The sequence below is a fragment of the Agrobacterium sp. SUL3 genome, from assembly GCF_001263295.1.
In the GTDB taxonomy this organism is placed as follows: Bacteria; Pseudomonadota; Alphaproteobacteria; order Rhizobiales; family Rhizobiaceae; genus Agrobacterium; species Agrobacterium tomkonis.
In genome coordinates, this window is the sequence record NZ_KQ414501.1 from 367,658 (window position 1) to 385,478 (window position 17,821).

Annotated in this window: 16 protein-coding genes; 4 read left to right on the top strand and 12 right to left on the bottom strand. The window is 58.9% G+C overall.

What is annotated here, in order from left to right; all coding sequences use genetic code 11:
- Nucleotide 1: 1 nt before the first annotated feature.
- A complete protein-coding gene (locus AKG12_RS11045; RefSeq protein WP_046799477.1) occupies nucleotides 2-397 on the top strand; it encodes a winged helix-turn-helix domain-containing protein in 396 nt (131 codons plus the stop codon).
- On the opposite strand, the gene modC is transcribed toward AKG12_RS11045, so the two are convergent.
- The 4 genes from modC to AKG12_RS11065 form a co-directional block, all read right to left on the bottom strand.
- A complete protein-coding gene (modC, locus tag AKG12_RS11050) occupies nucleotides 366-1,442 on the bottom strand; it encodes a molybdenum ABC transporter ATP-binding protein (protein WP_052818802.1) in 1,077 nt (358 codons plus the stop codon). The two genes, AKG12_RS11045 and modC, sit on opposite strands and share 32 nt — an antisense overlap.
- The gene (gene modB / locus AKG12_RS11055; protein ID WP_046799475.1) at nucleotides 1,439-2,146 is read right to left on the bottom strand and encodes a molybdate ABC transporter permease subunit; all 708 of its coding nucleotides are present in this window, start codon (nucleotides 2,144-2,146) and stop codon (nucleotides 1,439-1,441) included. Before modB ends, modC begins: the two co-directional genes overlap by 4 nt.
- A gap of 53 nt (nucleotides 2,147-2,199) precedes the next feature.
- Nucleotides 2,200-2,991 carry a molybdate ABC transporter substrate-binding protein gene (gene modA / locus AKG12_RS11060; protein WP_052818804.1) on the bottom strand — a complete coding sequence of 264 codons (792 nt, stop codon included), beginning with the start codon at nucleotides 2,989-2,991 and terminating at the stop codon, nucleotides 2,200-2,202.
- A gap of 206 nt (nucleotides 2,992-3,197) precedes the next feature.
- Nucleotides 3,198-4,481: an NAD(P)/FAD-dependent oxidoreductase gene (locus AKG12_RS11065; protein ID WP_052818806.1), complete on the bottom strand. Its 1,284-nt coding sequence runs from the start codon at nucleotides 4,479-4,481 to the stop codon at nucleotides 3,198-3,200.
- Nucleotides 4,482-4,611: 130 nt separating this feature from the next.
- On the opposite strand from AKG12_RS11065, the gene AKG12_RS11070 reads away from it, so the two are divergent.
- Nucleotides 4,612-5,526, top strand: a complete 915-nt coding sequence (locus tag AKG12_RS11070; RefSeq protein WP_052818807.1) for a LysR family transcriptional regulator — start codon at nucleotides 4,612-4,614, stop codon at nucleotides 5,524-5,526.
- A gap of 103 nt (nucleotides 5,527-5,629) precedes the next feature.
- Nucleotides 5,630-5,866 (top strand): Lrp/AsnC ligand binding domain-containing protein, encoded by a 237-nt coding sequence (locus tag AKG12_RS11075; RefSeq protein WP_003521320.1) that lies wholly within the window; start codon nucleotides 5,630-5,632, stop codon nucleotides 5,864-5,866.
- 295 nt (nucleotides 5,867-6,161) lie between these two features.
- On the opposite strand, the gene AKG12_RS11080 is transcribed toward AKG12_RS11075, so the two are convergent.
- The 3 genes from AKG12_RS11080 to epmA all read right to left on the bottom strand — a co-directional run bounded on the left by AKG12_RS11080 (nucleotide 6,162) and on the right by epmA (nucleotide 8,853).
- Nucleotides 6,162-6,350, bottom strand: coding sequence for a hypothetical protein (locus AKG12_RS11080; protein ID WP_045019798.1), 189 nt, complete (start codon nucleotides 6,348-6,350; stop codon nucleotides 6,162-6,164).
- Nucleotides 6,351-6,727: 377 nt separating this feature from the next.
- Entirely contained in the window at nucleotides 6,728-7,792 is a 1,065-nt protein-coding gene (locus tag AKG12_RS11085; protein ID WP_052818809.1) for a lysine-2,3-aminomutase-like protein, read from the bottom strand.
- On the bottom strand, nucleotides 7,789-8,853 hold the full coding sequence (gene epmA, locus AKG12_RS11090) for an EF-P lysine aminoacylase EpmA (RefSeq protein WP_052818810.1): 1,065 nt from the start codon (nucleotides 8,851-8,853) through the stop codon (nucleotides 7,789-7,791). The genes AKG12_RS11085 and epmA overlap by 4 nt, the downstream gene beginning before the upstream one ends.
- A 251-nt stretch (nucleotides 8,854-9,104) precedes the next feature.
- On the opposite strand from epmA, the gene efp reads away from it, so the two are divergent.
- Nucleotides 9,105-9,674: an elongation factor P gene (gene efp / locus AKG12_RS11095; RefSeq protein ID WP_046799469.1), complete on the top strand. Its 570-nt coding sequence runs from the start codon at nucleotides 9,105-9,107 to the stop codon at nucleotides 9,672-9,674.
- Between the two features lie 114 nt (nucleotides 9,675-9,788).
- Here efp and AKG12_RS11100 read toward each other — a convergent pair whose 3' ends face one another.
- The 5 genes from AKG12_RS11100 to AKG12_RS11120 form a co-directional block, all read right to left on the bottom strand.
- Nucleotides 9,789-11,231: an efflux transporter outer membrane subunit gene (locus AKG12_RS11100; RefSeq protein ID WP_052818812.1), complete on the bottom strand. Its 1,443-nt coding sequence runs from the start codon at nucleotides 11,229-11,231 to the stop codon at nucleotides 9,789-9,791.
- Between the two features lie 149 nt (nucleotides 11,232-11,380).
- Nucleotides 11,381-14,470 (bottom strand): efflux RND transporter permease subunit, encoded by a 3,090-nt coding sequence (locus AKG12_RS11105; RefSeq protein ID WP_052818814.1) that lies wholly within the window; start codon nucleotides 14,468-14,470, stop codon nucleotides 11,381-11,383.
- A 53-nt stretch (nucleotides 14,471-14,523) separates the two neighbouring features.
- Nucleotides 14,524-15,726 (bottom strand): efflux RND transporter periplasmic adaptor subunit, encoded by a 1,203-nt coding sequence (locus AKG12_RS11110; protein ID WP_052818816.1) that lies wholly within the window; start codon nucleotides 15,724-15,726, stop codon nucleotides 14,524-14,526.
- A 202-nt stretch (nucleotides 15,727-15,928) separates the two neighbouring features.
- Nucleotides 15,929-16,588: a TetR/AcrR family transcriptional regulator gene (locus tag AKG12_RS11115; RefSeq protein WP_046799465.1), complete on the bottom strand. Its 660-nt coding sequence runs from the start codon at nucleotides 16,586-16,588 to the stop codon at nucleotides 15,929-15,931.
- 2 nt (nucleotides 16,589-16,590) lie between these two features.
- Nucleotides 16,591-17,541, bottom strand: a complete 951-nt coding sequence (locus AKG12_RS11120; protein WP_052818817.1) for a phosphoribosylaminoimidazolesuccinocarboxamide synthase — start codon at nucleotides 17,539-17,541, stop codon at nucleotides 16,591-16,593.
- Between the last annotated feature and the right edge of the window lie 280 nt (nucleotides 17,542-17,821).

Consider the following 17,821-nt stretch of genomic DNA (forward strand, 5'->3'; position numbering starts at 1 on the left):
GATGAACGAAACGAGAGCACCGCTGAAACCCGTCCTCCGCATCGACTTCCCCCCCGGCGAGCGCCTGGGCCATGGCAAAATCGAGTTGATGGAGTTGATCGTCGAGACCGGCTCGATTTCGGCCGCCGGGCGGGCGATGGATATGTCCTATCGCCGCGCATGGCTGCTGGTCGATGCGCTGAACCATATGTTCAGGCAGCCGGTGATCGAATCCCAGCGCGGCGGCAAGCAGGGAGGCGGCGCGGCATTGACCGCCTTCGGCACTGAATTGCTTGAGCGCTATCGCGGCATGGAAAGGCGGATGATCGAGGTCTTGCGTCAGGATATTGAGTGGCTGGAGGCCAACCGCAATCCGGAGGACGCGGTCAATACGGATCGAGAGCCGCCGATTTTATGATCGCATGAACCGGTTTCCCGGACTGCAGTTGCAGGCGTTCTCGCGAGAGGTCGGTGATGCGCGACTGGATGATATCGCCACCGCAATCCACCTGAACCGTCACCATGCCGTCCTCGCTGACCGAGATATCTGCGACACGGCCTTCGAGAATGTTGAGTGCGCTGAGGCCCTCGGGCTTCACCAAAGCCAGCATCACATCGCGAGCCGGTATCAGCACCCGCGCAGGGCTGCCGGATGCTCCCTTTTTTGCCGGAACCTGAAGCAGCGCTGTGCTTAGTCTGACGGCGGCAAGCCCGTGCCGTTCATCAAAGCTTTCGATACGCCCTGACAGGATGCTGCCCGCTTCCCGCCGCTCCAGATGGCTGCTGAAATCGGGTCTCCCGAGCACATCGGCCGCATTTCCCTGCGCCTCCACCTTACCGTCTTTCATCACTACGATGCGGTCGGCAAGGCGTGCGACTTCCTGGATGGAATGGCTGACATAAACAATCGGAATTTTTGTCTCGTCGCGCAGCCGCTCGAGATAGGGAATGATCTCGGCCTTGCGCTGTTCGTCCAGCGAGGCGAGCGGTTCGTCCATCAACAGCAGTCTGGGGGAAGAAAGCAATGCGCGGCCGATGGCAACGCGCTGTTTTTCGCCGCCCGAGAGTTTGTTCGGACGGCGCTGCAAGAGATGGCCGATGCCGAGCATGTCGACGATACGGTCTTCTTGTACAGCCTTGGTTTTGTCTGAGGTGAACCATCTGCCATAATTCAGGTTCTGCGCCACGCTGAGGTGCGGGAAGAGCCGCGCCTCCTGAAAGACATAACCGAAACGGCGTTTATGGGCCGGCAGGAACAGCCGGTTTCCGCTATCGGCCAGCATTTCGCCGTCGAGCGAGACCTTTCCTTCATCCGGCCTCAGCAGGCCGGCGATGATGCGGATCATCGATGTCTTGCCGGAGCCGGAGCGTCCGAACAGTGCGGTCACGCCGCCTTCGGAGGCAAATGACGCGTCGAGTTCGAAAGAGCCGAGGCGATGGCGGGTGGAGACCGAAAGCGTCATTCCATGCTCACCCGTTTGCCGATGATGCGGGCCAGAAACTCCGAGACGAGCAAGGCGAGCATGGAAATCACGACGGAAACGATGGTCAGCCGCAATGCACCTGCATCGCCACCGGGCACCTGGGTGAAGGTGTAGATGGCGGCGGACAGGGTCTGAGTCTCTCCGGGAATATTGGACACGAAGGTGATGGTCGCGCCGAATTCGCCCATGGCTTTGGCAAAAGCGAGGATCATGCCGGCGATGATGCCGGGGAGCGTCAGCGGCAGGGTGACGGTGAGGAATACCCAGAACGGGCTTGCCCCCAAGGTACCCGCTGCCTCTTCCAGCTTGCGGTCCACCGCCTCGATGGAGAGGCGGATGGAGCGCACCATCAGCGGGAAAGCCATGACGGCGCAGGCGAGTGCCGCCCCCGTCCAGCGGAAGGAAAAGACGATGCCGAACCAGCTATCGAGAAATTGCCCAATGGCGCCCCTGCGGCCGAAGAGAACGAGCAACAAAAAGCCGGTGACGACGGGCGGCAGAATGAGCGGCAGGTGGACGATGCCGTTCAGTAGCGATTTGCCCCAGAAGCGGCCGCGGGCAAGTGCCACGGCCACCGCAATGCCGAAGGGCAGGCTGGCAAGCATGGCGATGGAGGACACCCACAGGCTAAGCCTGATCGCCGTCCATTCTTCGGGGCTGAGTGTCCACCAATGCAATGCCATATCCTGCAATCGTCAAGTTTCATGGCCCACCGGGAGGTGGACCTGACGCAAGCTTACTTCAAAACGGTAAAGCCTTGCTTTTCGAAGAAGGGCGTTGCCTTGGCCGACTTCAGGAAATCCAGATAGGCTTTTGCTGCCGGCGATTTTGCTTCCGAAAGAATGGCGACCGGGTAGATGATCGGCGGGTGGCTGTCTTCCGGGAAGGTACCAACAATCTTCACGCCCGGATCGGCGGCGGCGTCGGTCTGGTAAACGATGCCATAGGGCGCTTCGCCGCGCGAGACGAGCAGCAGGGCGGCACGCACGCTTTCCGCGCCGGCGACTTTCTTTTCGACCGAAGACCAGGCGCCGAGCTTTTCCAGAGCGGCCTTGCCGTATTTGCCGGCGGGAACGGAATCGACCGCGCCCATGGCCAGACGGCCATCGCCCACGAGAGCAGCAAGATCAAAACCCTGCTTGATATCGACTGGCTTTGCCTTGTCTGCGGGAGCGACGAGAACGATGCGATTGCCGAGAAGATTGGAGCGGCTGTCAGCGTTGATCAGCTTCTTTTCGGCAACATAATCCATCCATGCAAGGTCAGCGGAAATGAAGATATCCGCCGGCGCGCCCTGCTCGATCTGCTTGGCAAGCGCGGAGCTTGCGGCGTAAGAAACGGTCGCTTCGTTGCCGCTCTCCTTTGCCCATTCGGCATTGATGGCGTCGAGCGCGTTTTTCATGCTCGCGGCGGCAAAGACCGTAACCTTTTCGGCGGCATGGGCCGGAACACCCACAAAGGAAGCTGCCACCCAGAAGGAGGTGGCGGCGGCAATGGTTTTGAAGAAGCTGCGACGCAAAAGTCTCATGATCTGTTACCCCCGGTTCGAGATATTCTTTTGAATATATCGATAGGCCTATAGGGCAATCATTATATTTTCAAGAATATATCGATGGGCCGGGGAAAAGGCCGCAGCTTTGGCGGGTGCGGGGCAGTGAAAAAGTTCGAAAACCTTGCATTCGTCATGTTCGGGTCTGCGCCCAACATTGCAAGCATAACTGCCCGCCTGTCCGATTAGAAACGCTCGCCGGCGAAATGGGCGATCTGTGCGCCAGCTTCGTAGTAAGCTTCCTTCACCGCACGGAAAGCCTGTGCCTTGGGTTCAGTTATCGGCAGAGGCAGGTCGCTTTCGGCTATGTCACCCAGAATATGGTGCGCAATTATCTTACCGAAGGCGGTGCCTGGTGCGATACCGCGGCCGTTATATCCTGAAAAGCCGACGACATTGTCTGCGAATTTGTGAAAGCGCGGCACGGCGTTGTCGGTCATGCCGATCTGACCATACCATTCACATTCGAATTCCGTATCTCCGAGCTGGGGGAAAAGCCGCTTCAGCGAGCGCTTCGCCCAAGCCCGGTGAATGGCGGCGCCGGTGCCACGCAGGGCGCCGACACTGCCGAACACCAGTCGGCCGGCCTTGTCCATGCGGAAAGATGAGAGGATTTCCTTCGTATCCCAACAGCCCTCACGGCCCGGCAAAATGCTTTTTTTAAGGTTGTCGCCGAGCGGCTTTGTGGCGAAATTGAAATAGGGCAGGTAGGTCTGTTCGTCGCGGACAATCTGCCATGGGCCGGTGCTGTAGGCTTCGGTGGCCACGACGATCCAGTTGGCGGTTACCGCTCCCTGCTGCGTCTTCACCACCCATTGTCCACCGCTGCGTTCGGTCGCCACCACGGGGCTTGCAGTGTGCAGTCGTGCGCCTGCCTTTTGTGCGGAGGCCGCGAGACCACGAACATAGGCAAGCGGCTGGATCGTGCCGGCGCGGGTGTCCAGAAGAGAGCCGGAATAAGCCGTGCTGCCGGTGCGCCTTGCCGTTTCATCGGCATCGAGAAGGCGGACGGGTGCGCCCCTCGCAGCCCATTGTTCACAGCGCTCGCGAATTTCGGTGAGGCCCTTCTCGCCGACGGCGCAATGTAAAGTGCCGTTTTTTTCGATCTCGCAGGGAATCTCGTGTTTCTCCACCAATGCGCGCACGAGCAGCGGCGCATCACCCAAAAGGCCGAGAAGGCGTTCCCCATAAACCTCGCCCAATACGCCCGGCAATTCCTTTGGCATGACCCACATACCACCATTGATGAGGCCGACATTACGGCCTGCGCCGCCGAAGCCGATCGCCTTTCCTTCGAGAAGGACGACGTCTACGCCTCTTTCAGCAAGATGCAGGGCAGCGGATTGCCCGGTGAAGCCGCCACCGACGACCACGACATCGGCAACCGCCGAGCCCTGCAAAGCGGACGTTACGGGCGGCTGCGGCGCGGTCTTTTCCCAGAGGCCGTGCGAGCGGGGGTCGTTATACATCGTTCCACCATATTCCGGGCCAGTTCATTTGTTTTTCGTATGAGTGGCAAGCCCTTGTTTATGAGACTTTACAAGCGGTCGTGCCTGTTGAATATCGACATATCGTCAAGAGTTCATTCCGTGAGGGAATATGGTTCTGCCACCGCGCCGTTTTCTGCCGTCGCTTTCGCTGCTGGCGGCCTTCGAAGCCGCTTCGCGCGCGGGCAGCGTCACCGCCGCGGCGAGGGAACTGGGCCTGACGCAGGGCGCGGTCAGCCGGCAAATCCTGGCGCTGGAAGAACAGCTTGGTGTGGCGCTGTTTCTCCGCGAGCGGCAGACGATCCGGCTGACAAGGGCGGGGGAGGGTTATGCGCGGGAAATTCGCGAAGCGCTGCGGCGCATATCGACCGCTTCGCTCAATCTGCGTGCCAATCCGGATGGGGGCACGCTCAATCTCGGTGTGCTGCCCAGCTTCGGCACGCGCTGGCTCGTGCCGCGCCTTCCCGATTTCATCGCCCGGCATCCGGGTGTTTCGGTCAATCTTTTAACGCGGTCGTCACTGTTCGATTTCCGGACCGATACCGTTGATGCGGCGATCCATTTCGGCTTACCGCACTGGCCGGGCACCGAGCTGGTTTTCCTGATGCATGAAAAGGTCGTTCCGGTATGCAGCCCGGCCTTCAGGGAGCGCCATGGACTTTCAAGGCCGGGCGATCTGTTACAGGTGCCGCTGCTGCATATGACGACCCGGCCGGATGCCTGGGAACAATGGTTTCGCAGCCATGATGTGCGTTTCGACAATGTGCACGGCATGCTCTTCGATCAGTTCACCACCATTGCCGAAGCCGCAGGTGCGGGGCTGGGCGTATCGCTCATTCCTTCCTTCATGATCGAGGAAGAGTTGCGAAGCGGGCGTCTGGTTGCGGCTGTTGCGGGGGAAGTGCAAAGCGAAGAGGCCTATTATCTTGCCTGTATGCCTGATCGCGCCGGTTATGCGCCGCTCGAGAGCTTCCGGCGCTGGATCGTTTCCGAGGCGGCAGGTGGGGCGGGGGCGTTTTCGGCGTAAACTGGCGGGCGGTCTTGCAAGTCTGCTGCGGCTCAGCCAATAGTGCGCCATGACGTGTGGCGCCAGACGCCACACACCGAAAGTTCCAATACGGGAGATGTCCGTGAAGCCCATTTTTGTTCAGCTTCAATGTGAGCCCGGCAAGACTTATGATGTCGCCGACGCCATCTATAAAACCGAACTGGTTTCCGAGCTTTATTCCACCAGCGGCGAATATGATCTGCTGCTGAAAATCTATCTTCCGCAGGAAGAGGATATCGGCAAGTTCATCAACCAGAACATCGTCAATATTCCGGGGATCGTCCGCTCGCTGACGACGCTGACCTTCACCGCGTTCTGACGCGGATAAGCCTTCATGCACATATCGATATCATCGCTGTGAAGGCGGTGGTCGGGCTCCCTGAGGCGCCACGCCGCTTCATCGGATCGAGATGTGTATCTTTGGGGAGGAGGCCTTGTCCGGGCTTTCAGATCAGCGGATCGGAGTGTTTTGATACACCCTGAATGGGCTGCGTCACACCGACAGACGAATTGTCATGCAAAATAAAAGCGCGCCATCGGCCCGCAATTTGAGGTCCGATATTTGGCGCGCTCTGGTTTTGACGGTTCTGTGAGCGGGCGATAGTTTTCCCGCATCAGGCCGCGGCCAGATTCCGGTTGCGCACGAGATCACGGATTGCGATCCGCACGTCATCGGCGCTGTCGAACTTCTGTTCGTCCAGATCGTGAACGTGGAACTTCACCGCGATGAACTTCAACCGGTCGTTGTCCGGTATGACGATGCCGACGGGTTCGCCAGCGAATTCAATGACTTGCTTTTGCATAGATATACTCCCGCTGTGGCTACTTCACAGCATGTTGTCGAACTGAATTTCAGGAAATCGAGACCGTTAAGTCACATTCGACAGCAGCGGGAACACGTGGATTTAAATCCAGCATTCCAGGACACAAGACCAAGGACTGCGTTAATGTTGATATATTTTGACATGACACACTCCCTGTAATTGGTGTTGGCCCGGAATCAGGAGACTCGTTCTCCAGTTACACACTGATAATCCAGACCTGCACTAAAATCAATGCTGATTGTTATAGGTAGAATATTTTTCTTTATGATGACAGGAGAGGGGCGGAATTGTGAAATTTTTGTTTTCGTTGATGGCCGCTCGCAAAAGCCCGGCACAGCGGGCTTTTTATGTTTTTTTTAATTGCTGCCGGCTGTCTGCGGCGGATAAATATGATCGTTTCCGTTGAAATCGGATATGGAATAACAGCCCTCGCGGGTTTTTTCGGCCGCATTTCTGCCAATTGCCGCCTTGCCGTGGCCGCCGGGTATGTCGAGAACATAGGTCGGCTGGCAGAGACCGGAGAGATTTCCCCGCAAGGCGGAAACGATTCGCTGGCCCTCTTCGATCGTCAGCCGGAAATGGCTGGTGCCGGGGGCAAGATCGGGATGGTGCAGATAATAGGGCTTGATGCGCGTCTCAACAAAGGCGCGCATCAGCTCCGCTAGAATTGCTGGGTCGTCATTGACGCCCTTAAGAAGCACCGTCTGGCTGACCATGGCTATGCCGGCATCAATCAGCCGCGCGCAGGCACTTCTGGCTTCGTCGCCGAGTTCGCGCGCGTGATTGGCGTGCAGGGCAACATAGGTGGTCTTGCCGCTCGCCTTCAGCGCATCGATCAGCGCCGCGTCGATGCGGTCGGGATCGACCACCGGCACGCGGGTATGGAAGCGAACGATCTTCACATGCGGTATGTCTTTTAACCGCTTCATCAGGTCGGACAGGCGCCGCGCCGAGAGCACCAGCGGATCGCCGCCGGTAAGGATGACTTCCCAGATGGCCGGGTTGGTCTTTATGTAGTCAAATGCGGCGTCCAGCTCCTCCGGGCTCATCATGCCGTTGCCCTGCGGGCCGACCATTTCGCGACGGAAACAGAAACGGCAATAGACGGGGCAGACATGCACCGCCTTCAATAGAACCCGGTCGGGATAACGATGAACGATGCCATGCACCGGGCTGTGGGCGTCGTCGCCGATCGGATCGTCCCGCTCTTCCGGAAGGTGGACGAGTTCGGCTGGATCCGGGACGAATTGCCGGGCGATCGGATCGTTCGGATCGCCGCTATCCACCAGCCCGGCAATGGCCGGCGTGATCGCCAGCGCGTAACGCTGGGTCACGACGCGCAGGCTCTCCAGCGCGCTGGCCTCGACCAGCCCCGCTTCGACGAGTGCTTCGGGTGTCTTGATGGTTTCAAGCCTTGTCATCGTCCATATTCCGCAACGGGCGCCCACATGACGAGATCGATACGGGGAGCGCCGGTTGCCAGCATTACCAGCCGGTCAAAACCGAGCGCGATGCCGCTGGCTTGCGGCATGATGGCAAGAGCCGCCAGAAAATCCTCGTCCAGCGGATAGGTCTCGCCATAGACCCGCTGCTTCTCGGTCATTTCCATTTCGAAGCGCCGCCGCTGCTCGGCAGCGTCGGTCAATTCACCGAAGGCGTTGGCCAGTTCCACGCCGCAGGCATAAAGCTCGAAACGCTCCGCAACGCGCGCATCTTTCGCAGACTTGCGGGCAAGGGCTGCTTCACTGGTCGGGTATTCATCCAGAATGGTGGCGCGGCCGAAACCCAGTTCAGGCTCCACCCGCTCGACGATGACGCGGCTGAACATATCCGCCCAGGTGTCATCGTCGGCGGCGCGGATGCCGGCATTGGTGAGGCTGGCGGCAAGGTGGCGCGCGTCCGTCTCGCCGTTTCGGCTGATGGTGGCCAGAAGGTCAATTCCCGCATATCGCTCGAAGGCTTCGGCGACGCTCAGACGCTCCGGCTCCAGGAAAGGATCGACGCTGCGGCCGCGAAAGGTGAAGTTTTTTGTGCCCGTGGTTTCGGCGGCCAGCGCCAGAAGATCGGCGCTGTCCTTCATCAGGCTCTCGTAGGTTTCGCCGACCCGATACCATTCCAGCATGGTGAATTCCGGATGGTGCAGGGGGCCTCTTTCGCGGTTCCTGTAAACATGGGCGAAACAGGAAATCCGTTTTTCACCGGCGGCCAGCAGTTTCTTGCAGGCGAATTCCGGCGAAGTGTGAAGATAGAGCGATACGGTCTGGCCAGCCGGGGTGAGGCCCTCAGTGGCGAAAGCGTGCAGATGGGCTTCGTTGCCGGGAGAAATCTGCAATGTGGCGGTATCGACTTCGAGAAAATCGGCGCGGGCGAAATAGCTGCGAAATGCTGACTGGATCGCATTGCGGCCAATGAGAAAAGCGCGGCGGTCGGCGTGGACGTCCGGCGTCCACCATGGCGACATTGTCTCGTTGCTTGCGCGCATCTTTTCTTCGTTTCCGTCTTCTCTGCGGCGTCCGATTGCGGCTAAACAGTCCGCAAAACGCCTGATCGCGTCATTTAAAGCAATTCCGGGCGGAAAACCGCTAGGCACTCTTCCGCGAATTGCTGTAGAAGGCTGGCAATTCGCGCGGATTTAAGGTAGTTGCGCCCCAGAAAAAAGACAAAATGTCTGCCGGGGCCGGTGCTGCCGCGCAGTCCTTTACGACGCATTTCATCGAGTTACAAGGAAGTCATATGGTCAAGGTTATCGCCTCATCCGTCCGCAAGGGCAATGTTCTCGACGTGGACGGCAAGCTTTACGTCGTTCTTACCGCGCAGAACTTCCACCCAGGCAAGGGCACGCCGGTTACGCAGGTGGACATGCGCCGCATCGTTGACGGCGTGAAGGTCTCCGAGCGCTGGCGCACCACCGAGCAGGTCGAGCGCGCTTTCGTTGAAGACCTGAACTTCCAGTTCCTTTATGAAGACGGCGAAGGCTTCCACTTCATGAACCCGGAAAACTACGATCAGGTCGTTGTCGACGTGGATACGATGGGTGATCAGAAGGCCTACCTGCAGGAAGGCATGACCTGCGTTCTTTCCATTCACGAAGGCAATCCGCTGTCCGTCGAACTGCCGCGCCACGTCACGCTGGAAATCATGGAAACGGAACCGGTCGTGAAGGGCCAGACGGCGTCCTCTTCCTACAAGCCGGCAATTCTCTCCAACGGTATCCGCACCATGGTGCCGCCGCATATCGATGCCGGTATCCGCGTGGTCATCGCGACGGAAGACAATTCCTACGTCGAGCGCGCCAAGAACTGAGCCTGACGGCCGGTTAAACAAAAGCACCGGGCGACCGGTGCTTTTTTATTTATGTCCTGAACAACAAAAAGCCCGCGTCTCGACGCGGGCTTTTTGTTTGCCTTGCGGCTTTTCTTACATGGACTTTGCGGCGGTCCGGGTTGGGCCAGCCGGCTTCTTCGGGGCAGGCTGGCCAACGGCATAACCGCCACCGAGAGCCACGTTGAGCGAGACATAATCCTGCGCCGTCGTCTGGATCGCCGTGGCAAGATTTGCCTGCGCATCCGAGACCGAACGCTGTGCATCCAGAACATCGAGCAGAGACGATGCACCATCGCGATAGCTGGCGGTGGAGAGCTGCAGCGCTTCCTGGTAGGAGGCGACGGTCTTTCTCAGCGCGTCCACGGTACGCTGGTCGCGATTGATGGCGGCCAGAGCATTTTCAACTTCTTCCACGGCGGTGAGAACGGTCGCCTTCCAGACGAGATATTGCTCGCGTGCCTGTGAGTTGGCGATGTCGACATTGGCGCGGAGCCTGCCGCCATCAAGGATCGGAAGAGTGAGGCTTGGACCGAAGGACCAGCTGTTGGCCGTTCCTCTCGAGCCGCCACTCAGGAAATTGTAGCTCGGGGTGATCGCGCCACCAAGCTCGATGCTCGGATAAAGTTGAGCCTCGCTTACACCGATCGTGGCGACCGCAGCGGCAAGATTGCGTTCGGCGACGCGGATATCAGGACGGTTGCGGATCAGGTCGGCCGGGATACCGGTGCGGGGAACTGCGCGCGCAACAGGCTGGCGTGCGCCCTTCTGCAGTTCGGTAATGAGCGACGAGGCCGGCATGCCGAGCAGGGTCGCGATGCGATGTGCTGCCCTGCGGAAGCTGGTTTCGAGGCCGGGTATCTGCGACAGCGTGGAATTGACCAGACCTTCGGACTGGACGACATCGAGGCGCGAGGCCGCACCCGCTTCCAGCTGCAACTTGGTCAGATCAAGCGTTTCGCGGCGCGAACCCAGGTTCTGGCGAGCGATCTCCAGACGTTCCTGATAGTAGCGCACGTCGATATAGGCGGCGGCGACGGCCGAAATCAGCGTCAGGCGCTGAACGTCGACCGTGGAGTAGGCGGCATCCAGCGATGCATTGGCGCTTTCGGTTGCGCGGCGGTAGCGGCCGAAGAGGTCAAGGAACCAGGAAACGCTGAGGCCTCCGGAAGACACGTTGGTGACGGGAGTGTCACGGTAGCTGCCCTTGGTCTCGCTGATCTGGTGTTGACCCTGCGCCGTGAGGCTCGGCAGGCCGCCGGCGCCCTCCGCGATCACCTGGGCCTGCGCCTGATTGATGCGCTCGATCGCCTGCATCACGGTGAGGTTCTGCGCCAGGCCGGTGGAAACGTAACCGTTCAGGCGGTTGTCGTTAAAGGCCGTCCACCATGCAACGTTGCTGATGTCGCCATTACTGGTTTTTCCGGCTTCCGCAAACTTTCCCGGCAATTGGATTTCCGGCGTCTTGTGGTCGGGTCCGACGACGCAGCCTGAAAGCAGCAGCATTGTCAGGGGAAGAGTAGCGCGAATAGACAGCATGTAATTTTCCCAATTCTCTGGTTGGCTTACCGAGCGCGGCTTGCTGGCAAATGGGCTGCGCGGTCGATATGCCGTAGAAACGTGCATTAGCCAAATCGGCAACATTTCTAGCAGCGTATTAACGGTTGGCACAGCCCATTTTTGTTTTGTTAACGCCTTGAAAGGCGACGAATGATGACGAAAAAGGACGGAACGAAGAAAATTCCGAGGAGTGTTGCAGAAAGCATACCACCCAGCACCCCGATGCCGATTGCATTTTGCGCGGCGGAACCCGCTCCGGTTGCGATTGCGAGAGGCACGACACCGAGGATGAAGGCGAGCGATGTCATGATGATCGGACGCAGGCGAAGTTTCGCTGCCTCCAGCGTTGCTTCCAGCAGAGTTAGCCCGTGTTCCTGCCTTTCCTTGGCGAATTCGACGATCAGAATCGCGTTTTTCGCCGCAAGGCCGATGGTCGTCAGCAGGCCCACCTTGAAGTAGACGTCGTTCGACTGGCCGAAGAAATGGGCCGCGGTCAATGCGCCGAGGACGCCCACCGGCACGGCCATGATGACCGAGAAGGGGATCGACCAGCTTTCATAAAGGGCGGCAAGGCAAAGGAACACGATCAGCACCGACAGCGCGTAGAGCATCGGCGCCTGCGAGCCGGAAAGGCGTTCCTGGTAGGAAATGCCCTGCCACGCCACGGTGTAACCGCCCGGCAGGCTTGCCGTCAGCCGTTCCATTTCGTCCATGGCGTCACCGGATGCAACGCCGGCGCCGGCGGTGCCTTCGAGCGAAATCGCGCCCGTGCCGTTGAAACGGGCGAGAGACGGCGGAGCGTTGATCCATTTCACCTCGCTGAAGGAGGAGAAAGGCACCATCTCGCCGCTGGTGTTGCGGGCATACCAGAATTTGAGATCATCCGGCTGCATGCGGTAGGGCGCATCGCCCTGCACATAAACGGGCTTGAGTTCGCCGTTCAGGGTGAAGTCATTGACATCCCGGCCCGCAAAGATCGTCGACAGCATGAGGTTCACGGAGGAGAGATCGACGCCCATGGCCCCCATCTTTTCCTGGTCGAGAATGATCTTCATCTGCGTTTCATTGTCCTGACTGTCGCTTCGAAGCGAGCTGATCTTCGGATTGCCGGTGGCAAGCGCGATCAGTTCCTTGGAAGAAGCGGTCAGTGCCTCGGTGCCGTTGCGGCCGCTATCCACGAGATACATCGAGAAACCGCTCGATGTGCCCATGCCCTGAATTGCCGGCGGCAGAAGCGGGAACACCTGCGCATCGCGGAAACCGAAGAAAGTGCCCATCGCGCGCTGCACGATGGCGCCGGCGTGCTGATCGGGTGCGGTTCTCTCGGCGAAATCCTTGAGCTTGGTGAAGACGATGGCGTTGTTCTGGCCCGAACCGCCGAAGCTGAAGCCGAGCACGCCGAAAACAGATTCGACATTGTTGGCTTCTTTTTCGCGGAAGTAGCTTTCGACCTGCTTCACCACCTCGTTGGTCCGCTCGATGTTGGAACCGGTCGGCGTCTGGATGATCGTCAGAAGCACGCCCTGGTCTTCCTGCGGCAGGAACGAGCTGGGCAATTTGGAAAAGAACCAGGCGCAGCCGCCGATCACGATCGCGAAGAGGATCATGACACGCAGCGGCCGCTTCAGCAGGTAACCGATGGAGGAAACATAGCCGTCTGTCGTCTTGCCGAAGCCGCGGTTGAACCACGCTCCCGGTCCGCGCTGCTTCTTGTGATGGTCGATCGGCTTCAGCATCGTAGCGCAGAGCGCCGGCGTCAGAACGATGGCGACCACTGCCGAAAGCAGCATGGCCGAGACGATGGTGATCGAGAACTGGCGGTAGATGATGCCCGTCGATCCGCCGAAGAAGGCCATCGGGATGAAAACGGCAGTCAGGACGAGCGCGATGCCGATGATCGCACCGGTAATTTCGCCCATCGACTTTTCGGTTGCTTCGACCGGCGACAGTCCCTCTTCCGACATGATGCGTTCGACGTTTTCGACGACGACGATGGCGTCATCGACGAGAAGGCCGATTGCCAGAACCATGGCGAACATGGTGAGCGTATTAATCGAATATCCTGTCAACGCGAGCACGCCGAACGTGCCGAGAAGCACGACGGGCACCGCAATCATCGGAATGAAGGTGGCTCTGAGGTTCTGCAGGAACACCAGAAGCACGACGAAGACGAGGATGATCGCCTCGATCAGCGTGTGCACCACTTTCTCGATCGACAGCTTTACGAAGGGTGTCGTGTCGTAGGGATATTCGATCGCGACGCCTTCCGGCAGCGAGCCTTCGACGGCGGAAAGTGCAGACTTCACGCGTGCTGCCGTGTCGAGCGCGTTGGCGCCCGTGGCGAGGTTGACCGCGAAACCGGCAGACGGGCGACCATTGGAGCGGGAATCGCCGCCATAGGTTTCCTGGCCGATTTCGATGCGGGCGACGTCGCTGAGGCGAACGGTTGCGCCGTCCTTCTCGACTTTCAGTATGACCGATTCGAAATCGGCAACCGTGGTCAGCTGGCTCTGCGCCGTCACAGTCACATTGAGCTGCTGGCCCTTGACGGCGGGTACGGCGCCAAGCGAACCGACGGAAACCTGGGTGTTCTGGCTCTCGATGGCGCTGGTCACGTCAGCCGTGGTCAGCTGGTATTTGTTGAGCTTGAAGGGATCCAGCCAGATACGCATCGCATATTCGGAGCCGAAGACGTTGATGCTGCCCACGCCTTCAAGGCGCTTGATCTGGTCTTCGACGCGCGAGGAGAACACGTCGCCGAGATCGGCGGAGTTGCGCTTGCCGTCGGTTGAGATCAGCGCGCCAACCATCAGAATGCTCGATGTGGAGCGGCTGACCTGAAGACCTTGTTGCTGCACGGTGTCGGGCAGTTGCGACTGGACGAGCTGCAGCTTGTTCTGAACCTGAACCTGCGCGATGTCCGGCAGGATGGTATTGCCGAAGGTCAGCGTCACTTCGGCGCTGCCGGTGGAGGACGACGAGGTCATATAGGTGAGGTCGTCGAGGCCGGTCATGCCGTCCTCGATGATGGTCGTCACCGATTTCTCGACGGTTTCGGCGCTGGCGCCGTTATAGGTCGCGCTGACGCGTACCGTCGTCGGCGCAATATCGGGATATTGCGAGATGGAGAGGGTCGCAATTGCCAATGCGCCGCCCAGCATGATGACGATGGCGATAACCCATGCAAAAACGGGGCGCCTGATGAAGAAATGGGCCATGGCAGTCCTGCCTTACCTTTTACGAGCTTCGACCTGGGGTTTCGTGCTCATGTTTATTTCGAGGGGGCGGCGGCAGGCTGAGCTTGCTGCGGCATAACGACGATACCGCGATCGTCGATGGTCACTTCAACCGGTGCGACCGTCGCACCATCGGCAATCCACTGGAAGCCGTCGACGATGAGCTTGTCGCCATCCTTGACGTTTTCCGTCACCAGCCAGGCGTTGCCCGACTGCTGGCTGGAGGGGAAGGTGCGGGTTTCCACCTTGTTTTCCGCCGTCACGAACTTTGCCGTCAGCTCGCCATTGGCGTTGCGGCTTGCGGCGCGCTGCGGAATGCGGAAACCCTTTTCCTTGCCGATGGTCAGCGTGGCGCGGACATAGGTGCCGGGAAGCAGCAGATCGTCCGGGTTCTCGAAGAGGGCGCGAATGGAGAAGGTGCCCGTGGTTTCGCTCACCGCCATGTCCGACATGTCGATCTTGCCGTCGTGCTTGTATTCTGTGCCGTCTTCCAGCGTCAGGTGAATACCCGTTTCCTTCGTATCGCCGCCGAGCTGGCCCGACGAGATCGCTTTTTTCAGGCGCAGGAGATTGATGCTCGATTCCATCAGGTCGATATAGATGGGATCGATGCGGCGCAGCGTCGTCAAAGCCGTTGTCTGGTTCGCCGTGACCACGTTGCCAATGCTGAAAGCAGTCGCGCTGGTAATGCCGTCGAAGGGCGCGCGGACCTTGGTGAGATCGAGGTTGATTTCAGCTGTTTCCAGCGCCGCCTTGGTCTGGGCCACATCGGCCTGGGCCTGCAACAGCGTCACCTTGGCGTTTTCATATTCGATCTGGGTTGCGCCGCTGTTGACCAGCCGCTCGTAACGGGCAAGGTTTGCCTCGGCGCTCGGAACGCTTGCTTCGGCCTTCGCCACGCTAGCCTTGGCCTGCGCCACCTCCGCCATATAGGTGTTGTCCTCGATCTGGTAGAGAACATCGCCCTGCTTGACTTCGCTGCCTTCCTTGAAGGGAATTTCGCGGATGATGCCGGTAACGCGCGGGCGGATTTCCGCCGTCTGGAACGCGCTGGCGCGGCCGGGAAGAACGGTGGTCAAGGGATATTCGCTGGTCTTCATCACGATGATGCTGACCGGCGACGGTGGGCGCTCGGCACCCTGGCCGGCGGTCTGGCTGTTCTCGCCGCCATCGCTGCATCCCGCAAGAACCGCGGTTACACACAGAGAAGCAAATAGGGGTAAAATACGTCGGCTCATTGTTCTTCCCTGCGTATCGATCGCATTCAACTATAAGCGCAATGTCGCTCGGCGGATGCGCGTCCGGGAGGAGCAGGTATGACAGGAAAGGCCTTATTGGGGGCCTTCGTCATCACATTCATTCCGGACCGCCACGCGCATAGAAGCGCAGGCTTAGGCGCTTCGCAAGCAATTGCGAGAAGGTGACGTAAATAGGGAATCGTCACTTAGCAAGCGGATTGCGCAATCCGGCGTCGATTAAATCGACGAGTTGATCACAACGTGTTGCCAAATTGCCGATATCTTCCCGTGCAAGGAGGACGGGATGGATAACGCTTGTCAGCGCGTGGAGCACGGTTTCCGCGAGCGGCGGAATATCCGCCGGCGCATAGACCTTCGCGTCGATACCGTCGCTGATAATGTCGGCTAACAGGTTTGCGATGACGGATTTATAATAGTCGCCGCACTTCATGTCCTGCTTGGCCGTCATCAGGATCATTTCGAATATATAGGGATTGTCATTGAGGTCCTGGTGGTGCTGTTCCATCAGGGTACGGGCGAGGTGGCGCAATCTGGCAAGCGGCGGGTGGCCATCGTCGAGCGGCCGAATCTCTCTTTCGAAGATTCCGATCTGCTCGAAAGCTATGGCGTCGACGAGTGCGTTCTTCGAACTGAAATTCTTGAAGACATTGGCGGGCGACATGCCGAGTGCTGCGGCGATATCGGCAATCGCCACCGCATTGAAGCCACGCTCGCGAAAAAGCTCTTCGGCTTTGGTGAGAATGTCCCGCCGCGTTTCTTCGGCGGAACGGCGAGGTCGGCGTTTGACGGGACGATCATTCTTCCTGTCCACCTTTCTCGCCTGTTCTATTGTTTTGCTCACGGTCAGACTCCGGGGAAAAAGGGCTCCAGATTCCGGCGTATTCTTGCAAGCGGCGTCTCACCGCTATCGTCGGGAACGAAACTCTGTCCGGTGATGCGTTCGTAAGCATCAATATAGACCTTCGAGGTCTGCAAGACGAGGTCCTGCGGAATTTCGGGAACCTCGTCCTTATAGGGGTCGCAACGTTCGGCAACCCAGGCTCTGACGAAATCCTTGTCGAAGCTCGCCGGCCGCGTGCCGTTGCGGAAGCTTTCCTCATAGCTGTCAGCCATCCAGTAACGGCTGCTATCCGGCGTGTGGATTTCGTCAGCCAGAATGATCGTGCCGTTTTCATCCGTGCCGAATTCATATTTCGTGTCGACGAGAATGAGGCCCTGCTTTGCGGCAATCTGCTGTCCGCGCTTGAACAGTGCCAGTGCGTAACGAGACAGCGTGTCCCATTGCTCCTGCGTCAGAAGTTTCTTCTCGACGATCTCTGCAGGTGTTAGCGGTTCGTCATGGCCGCCATCGAAGGCCTTGCTCGTTGGCGTGATGACCGGTTCGGGCAAAATCTGGTTGTCCTTCATCCCGTCCGGCAGGCTCATGCCGTACATCTGCCGCTCACCCTTCTTATAAAGGGTAAGGATCGATGTGCCGGTGGTGCCGGCCAGATAACCGCGAACCACCACCTCGACCGGCAATATGTCCAGCCTCTTGCCAATGACGACATTCGGATCGGGATAGCTGACCACATGGTTGGGGCAGATGTCCTTTGTCTGTTCGAACCAGTAGCGCGCCGTCTGGGTCAATACCTGTCCCTTATAAGGGATGGAGGTGAGGATGCGGTCGAATGCGCTGAGGCGGTCGGTGGATATGATGATGCGGTTGCCGTCAGGCAGATCGTAGTTTTCCCGCACCTTGCCACGGTAGTAATTCGGCAGCTCGGGAATGACGGCTTCATCGAGAATGCGCACGGGTTCTCCAATTCTAGGCTCTATAAAGGGCGCTGGACGCCCCAATCTGGCTGAAACTCTTGTCCGTTCCTATTGCATGTTTCCTGGAACAGGGCCAGCCGGGAGATAAAGGAGGCCCATTCTGGCCCTTCGACTCCATTTTTGTTAAAGTCTGTTGTAATATCAATTAGTTACCAAAAATGTCAGTTTTTTGACGATGGGTGTGTTGACTTGTTTGAGGGTGATCTCTTATAAGTCCGCTCACTGAACGAGGGCGGCGGCGCTGCTGGCGACGAAGTCT

What these genes read in the sequence shown, in the direction of transcription:
- AKG12_RS11045 (WP_046799477.1), top strand. Translation starts at nt 2, where the DNA reads ATGAACGAAACGAGAGCACCGCTGAAACCCGTCCTCCGCATCGACTTC.
- modC (WP_052818802.1), bottom strand. Translation starts at nt 1,442, where the DNA reads ATGACGCTTTCGGTCTCCACCCGCCATCGCCTCGGCTCTTTCGAACTC.
- modB (WP_046799475.1), bottom strand. Translation starts at nt 2,146, where the DNA reads ATGGCATTGCATTGGTGGACACTCAGCCCCGAAGAATGGACGGCGATC.
- modA (WP_052818804.1), bottom strand. Translation starts at nt 2,991, where the DNA reads ATGAGACTTTTGCGTCGCAGCTTCTTCAAAACCATTGCCGCCGCCACC.
- AKG12_RS11065 (WP_052818806.1), bottom strand. Translation starts at nt 4,481, where the DNA reads ATGTATAACGACCCCCGCTCGCACGGCCTCTGGGAAAAGACCGCGCCG.
- AKG12_RS11070 (WP_052818807.1), top strand. Translation starts at nt 4,612, where the DNA reads ATGGTTCTGCCACCGCGCCGTTTTCTGCCGTCGCTTTCGCTGCTGGCG.
- AKG12_RS11080 (WP_045019798.1), bottom strand. Translation starts at nt 6,350, where the DNA reads ATGCAAAAGCAAGTCATTGAATTCGCTGGCGAACCCGTCGGCATCGTC.
- AKG12_RS11085 (WP_052818809.1), bottom strand. Translation starts at nt 7,792, where the DNA reads ATGACAAGGCTTGAAACCATCAAGACACCCGAAGCACTCGTCGAAGCG.
- epmA (WP_052818810.1), bottom strand. Translation starts at nt 8,853, where the DNA reads ATGCGCGCAAGCAACGAGACAATGTCGCCATGGTGGACGCCGGACGTC.
- efp (WP_046799469.1), top strand. Translation starts at nt 9,105, where the DNA reads ATGGTCAAGGTTATCGCCTCATCCGTCCGCAAGGGCAATGTTCTCGAC.
- AKG12_RS11100 (WP_052818812.1), bottom strand. Translation starts at nt 11,231, where the DNA reads ATGCTGTCTATTCGCGCTACTCTTCCCCTGACAATGCTGCTGCTTTCA.
- AKG12_RS11105 (WP_052818814.1), bottom strand. Translation starts at nt 14,470, where the DNA reads ATGGCCCATTTCTTCATCAGGCGCCCCGTTTTTGCATGGGTTATCGCC.
- AKG12_RS11110 (WP_052818816.1), bottom strand. Translation starts at nt 15,726, where the DNA reads ATGAGCCGACGTATTTTACCCCTATTTGCTTCTCTGTGTGTAACCGCG.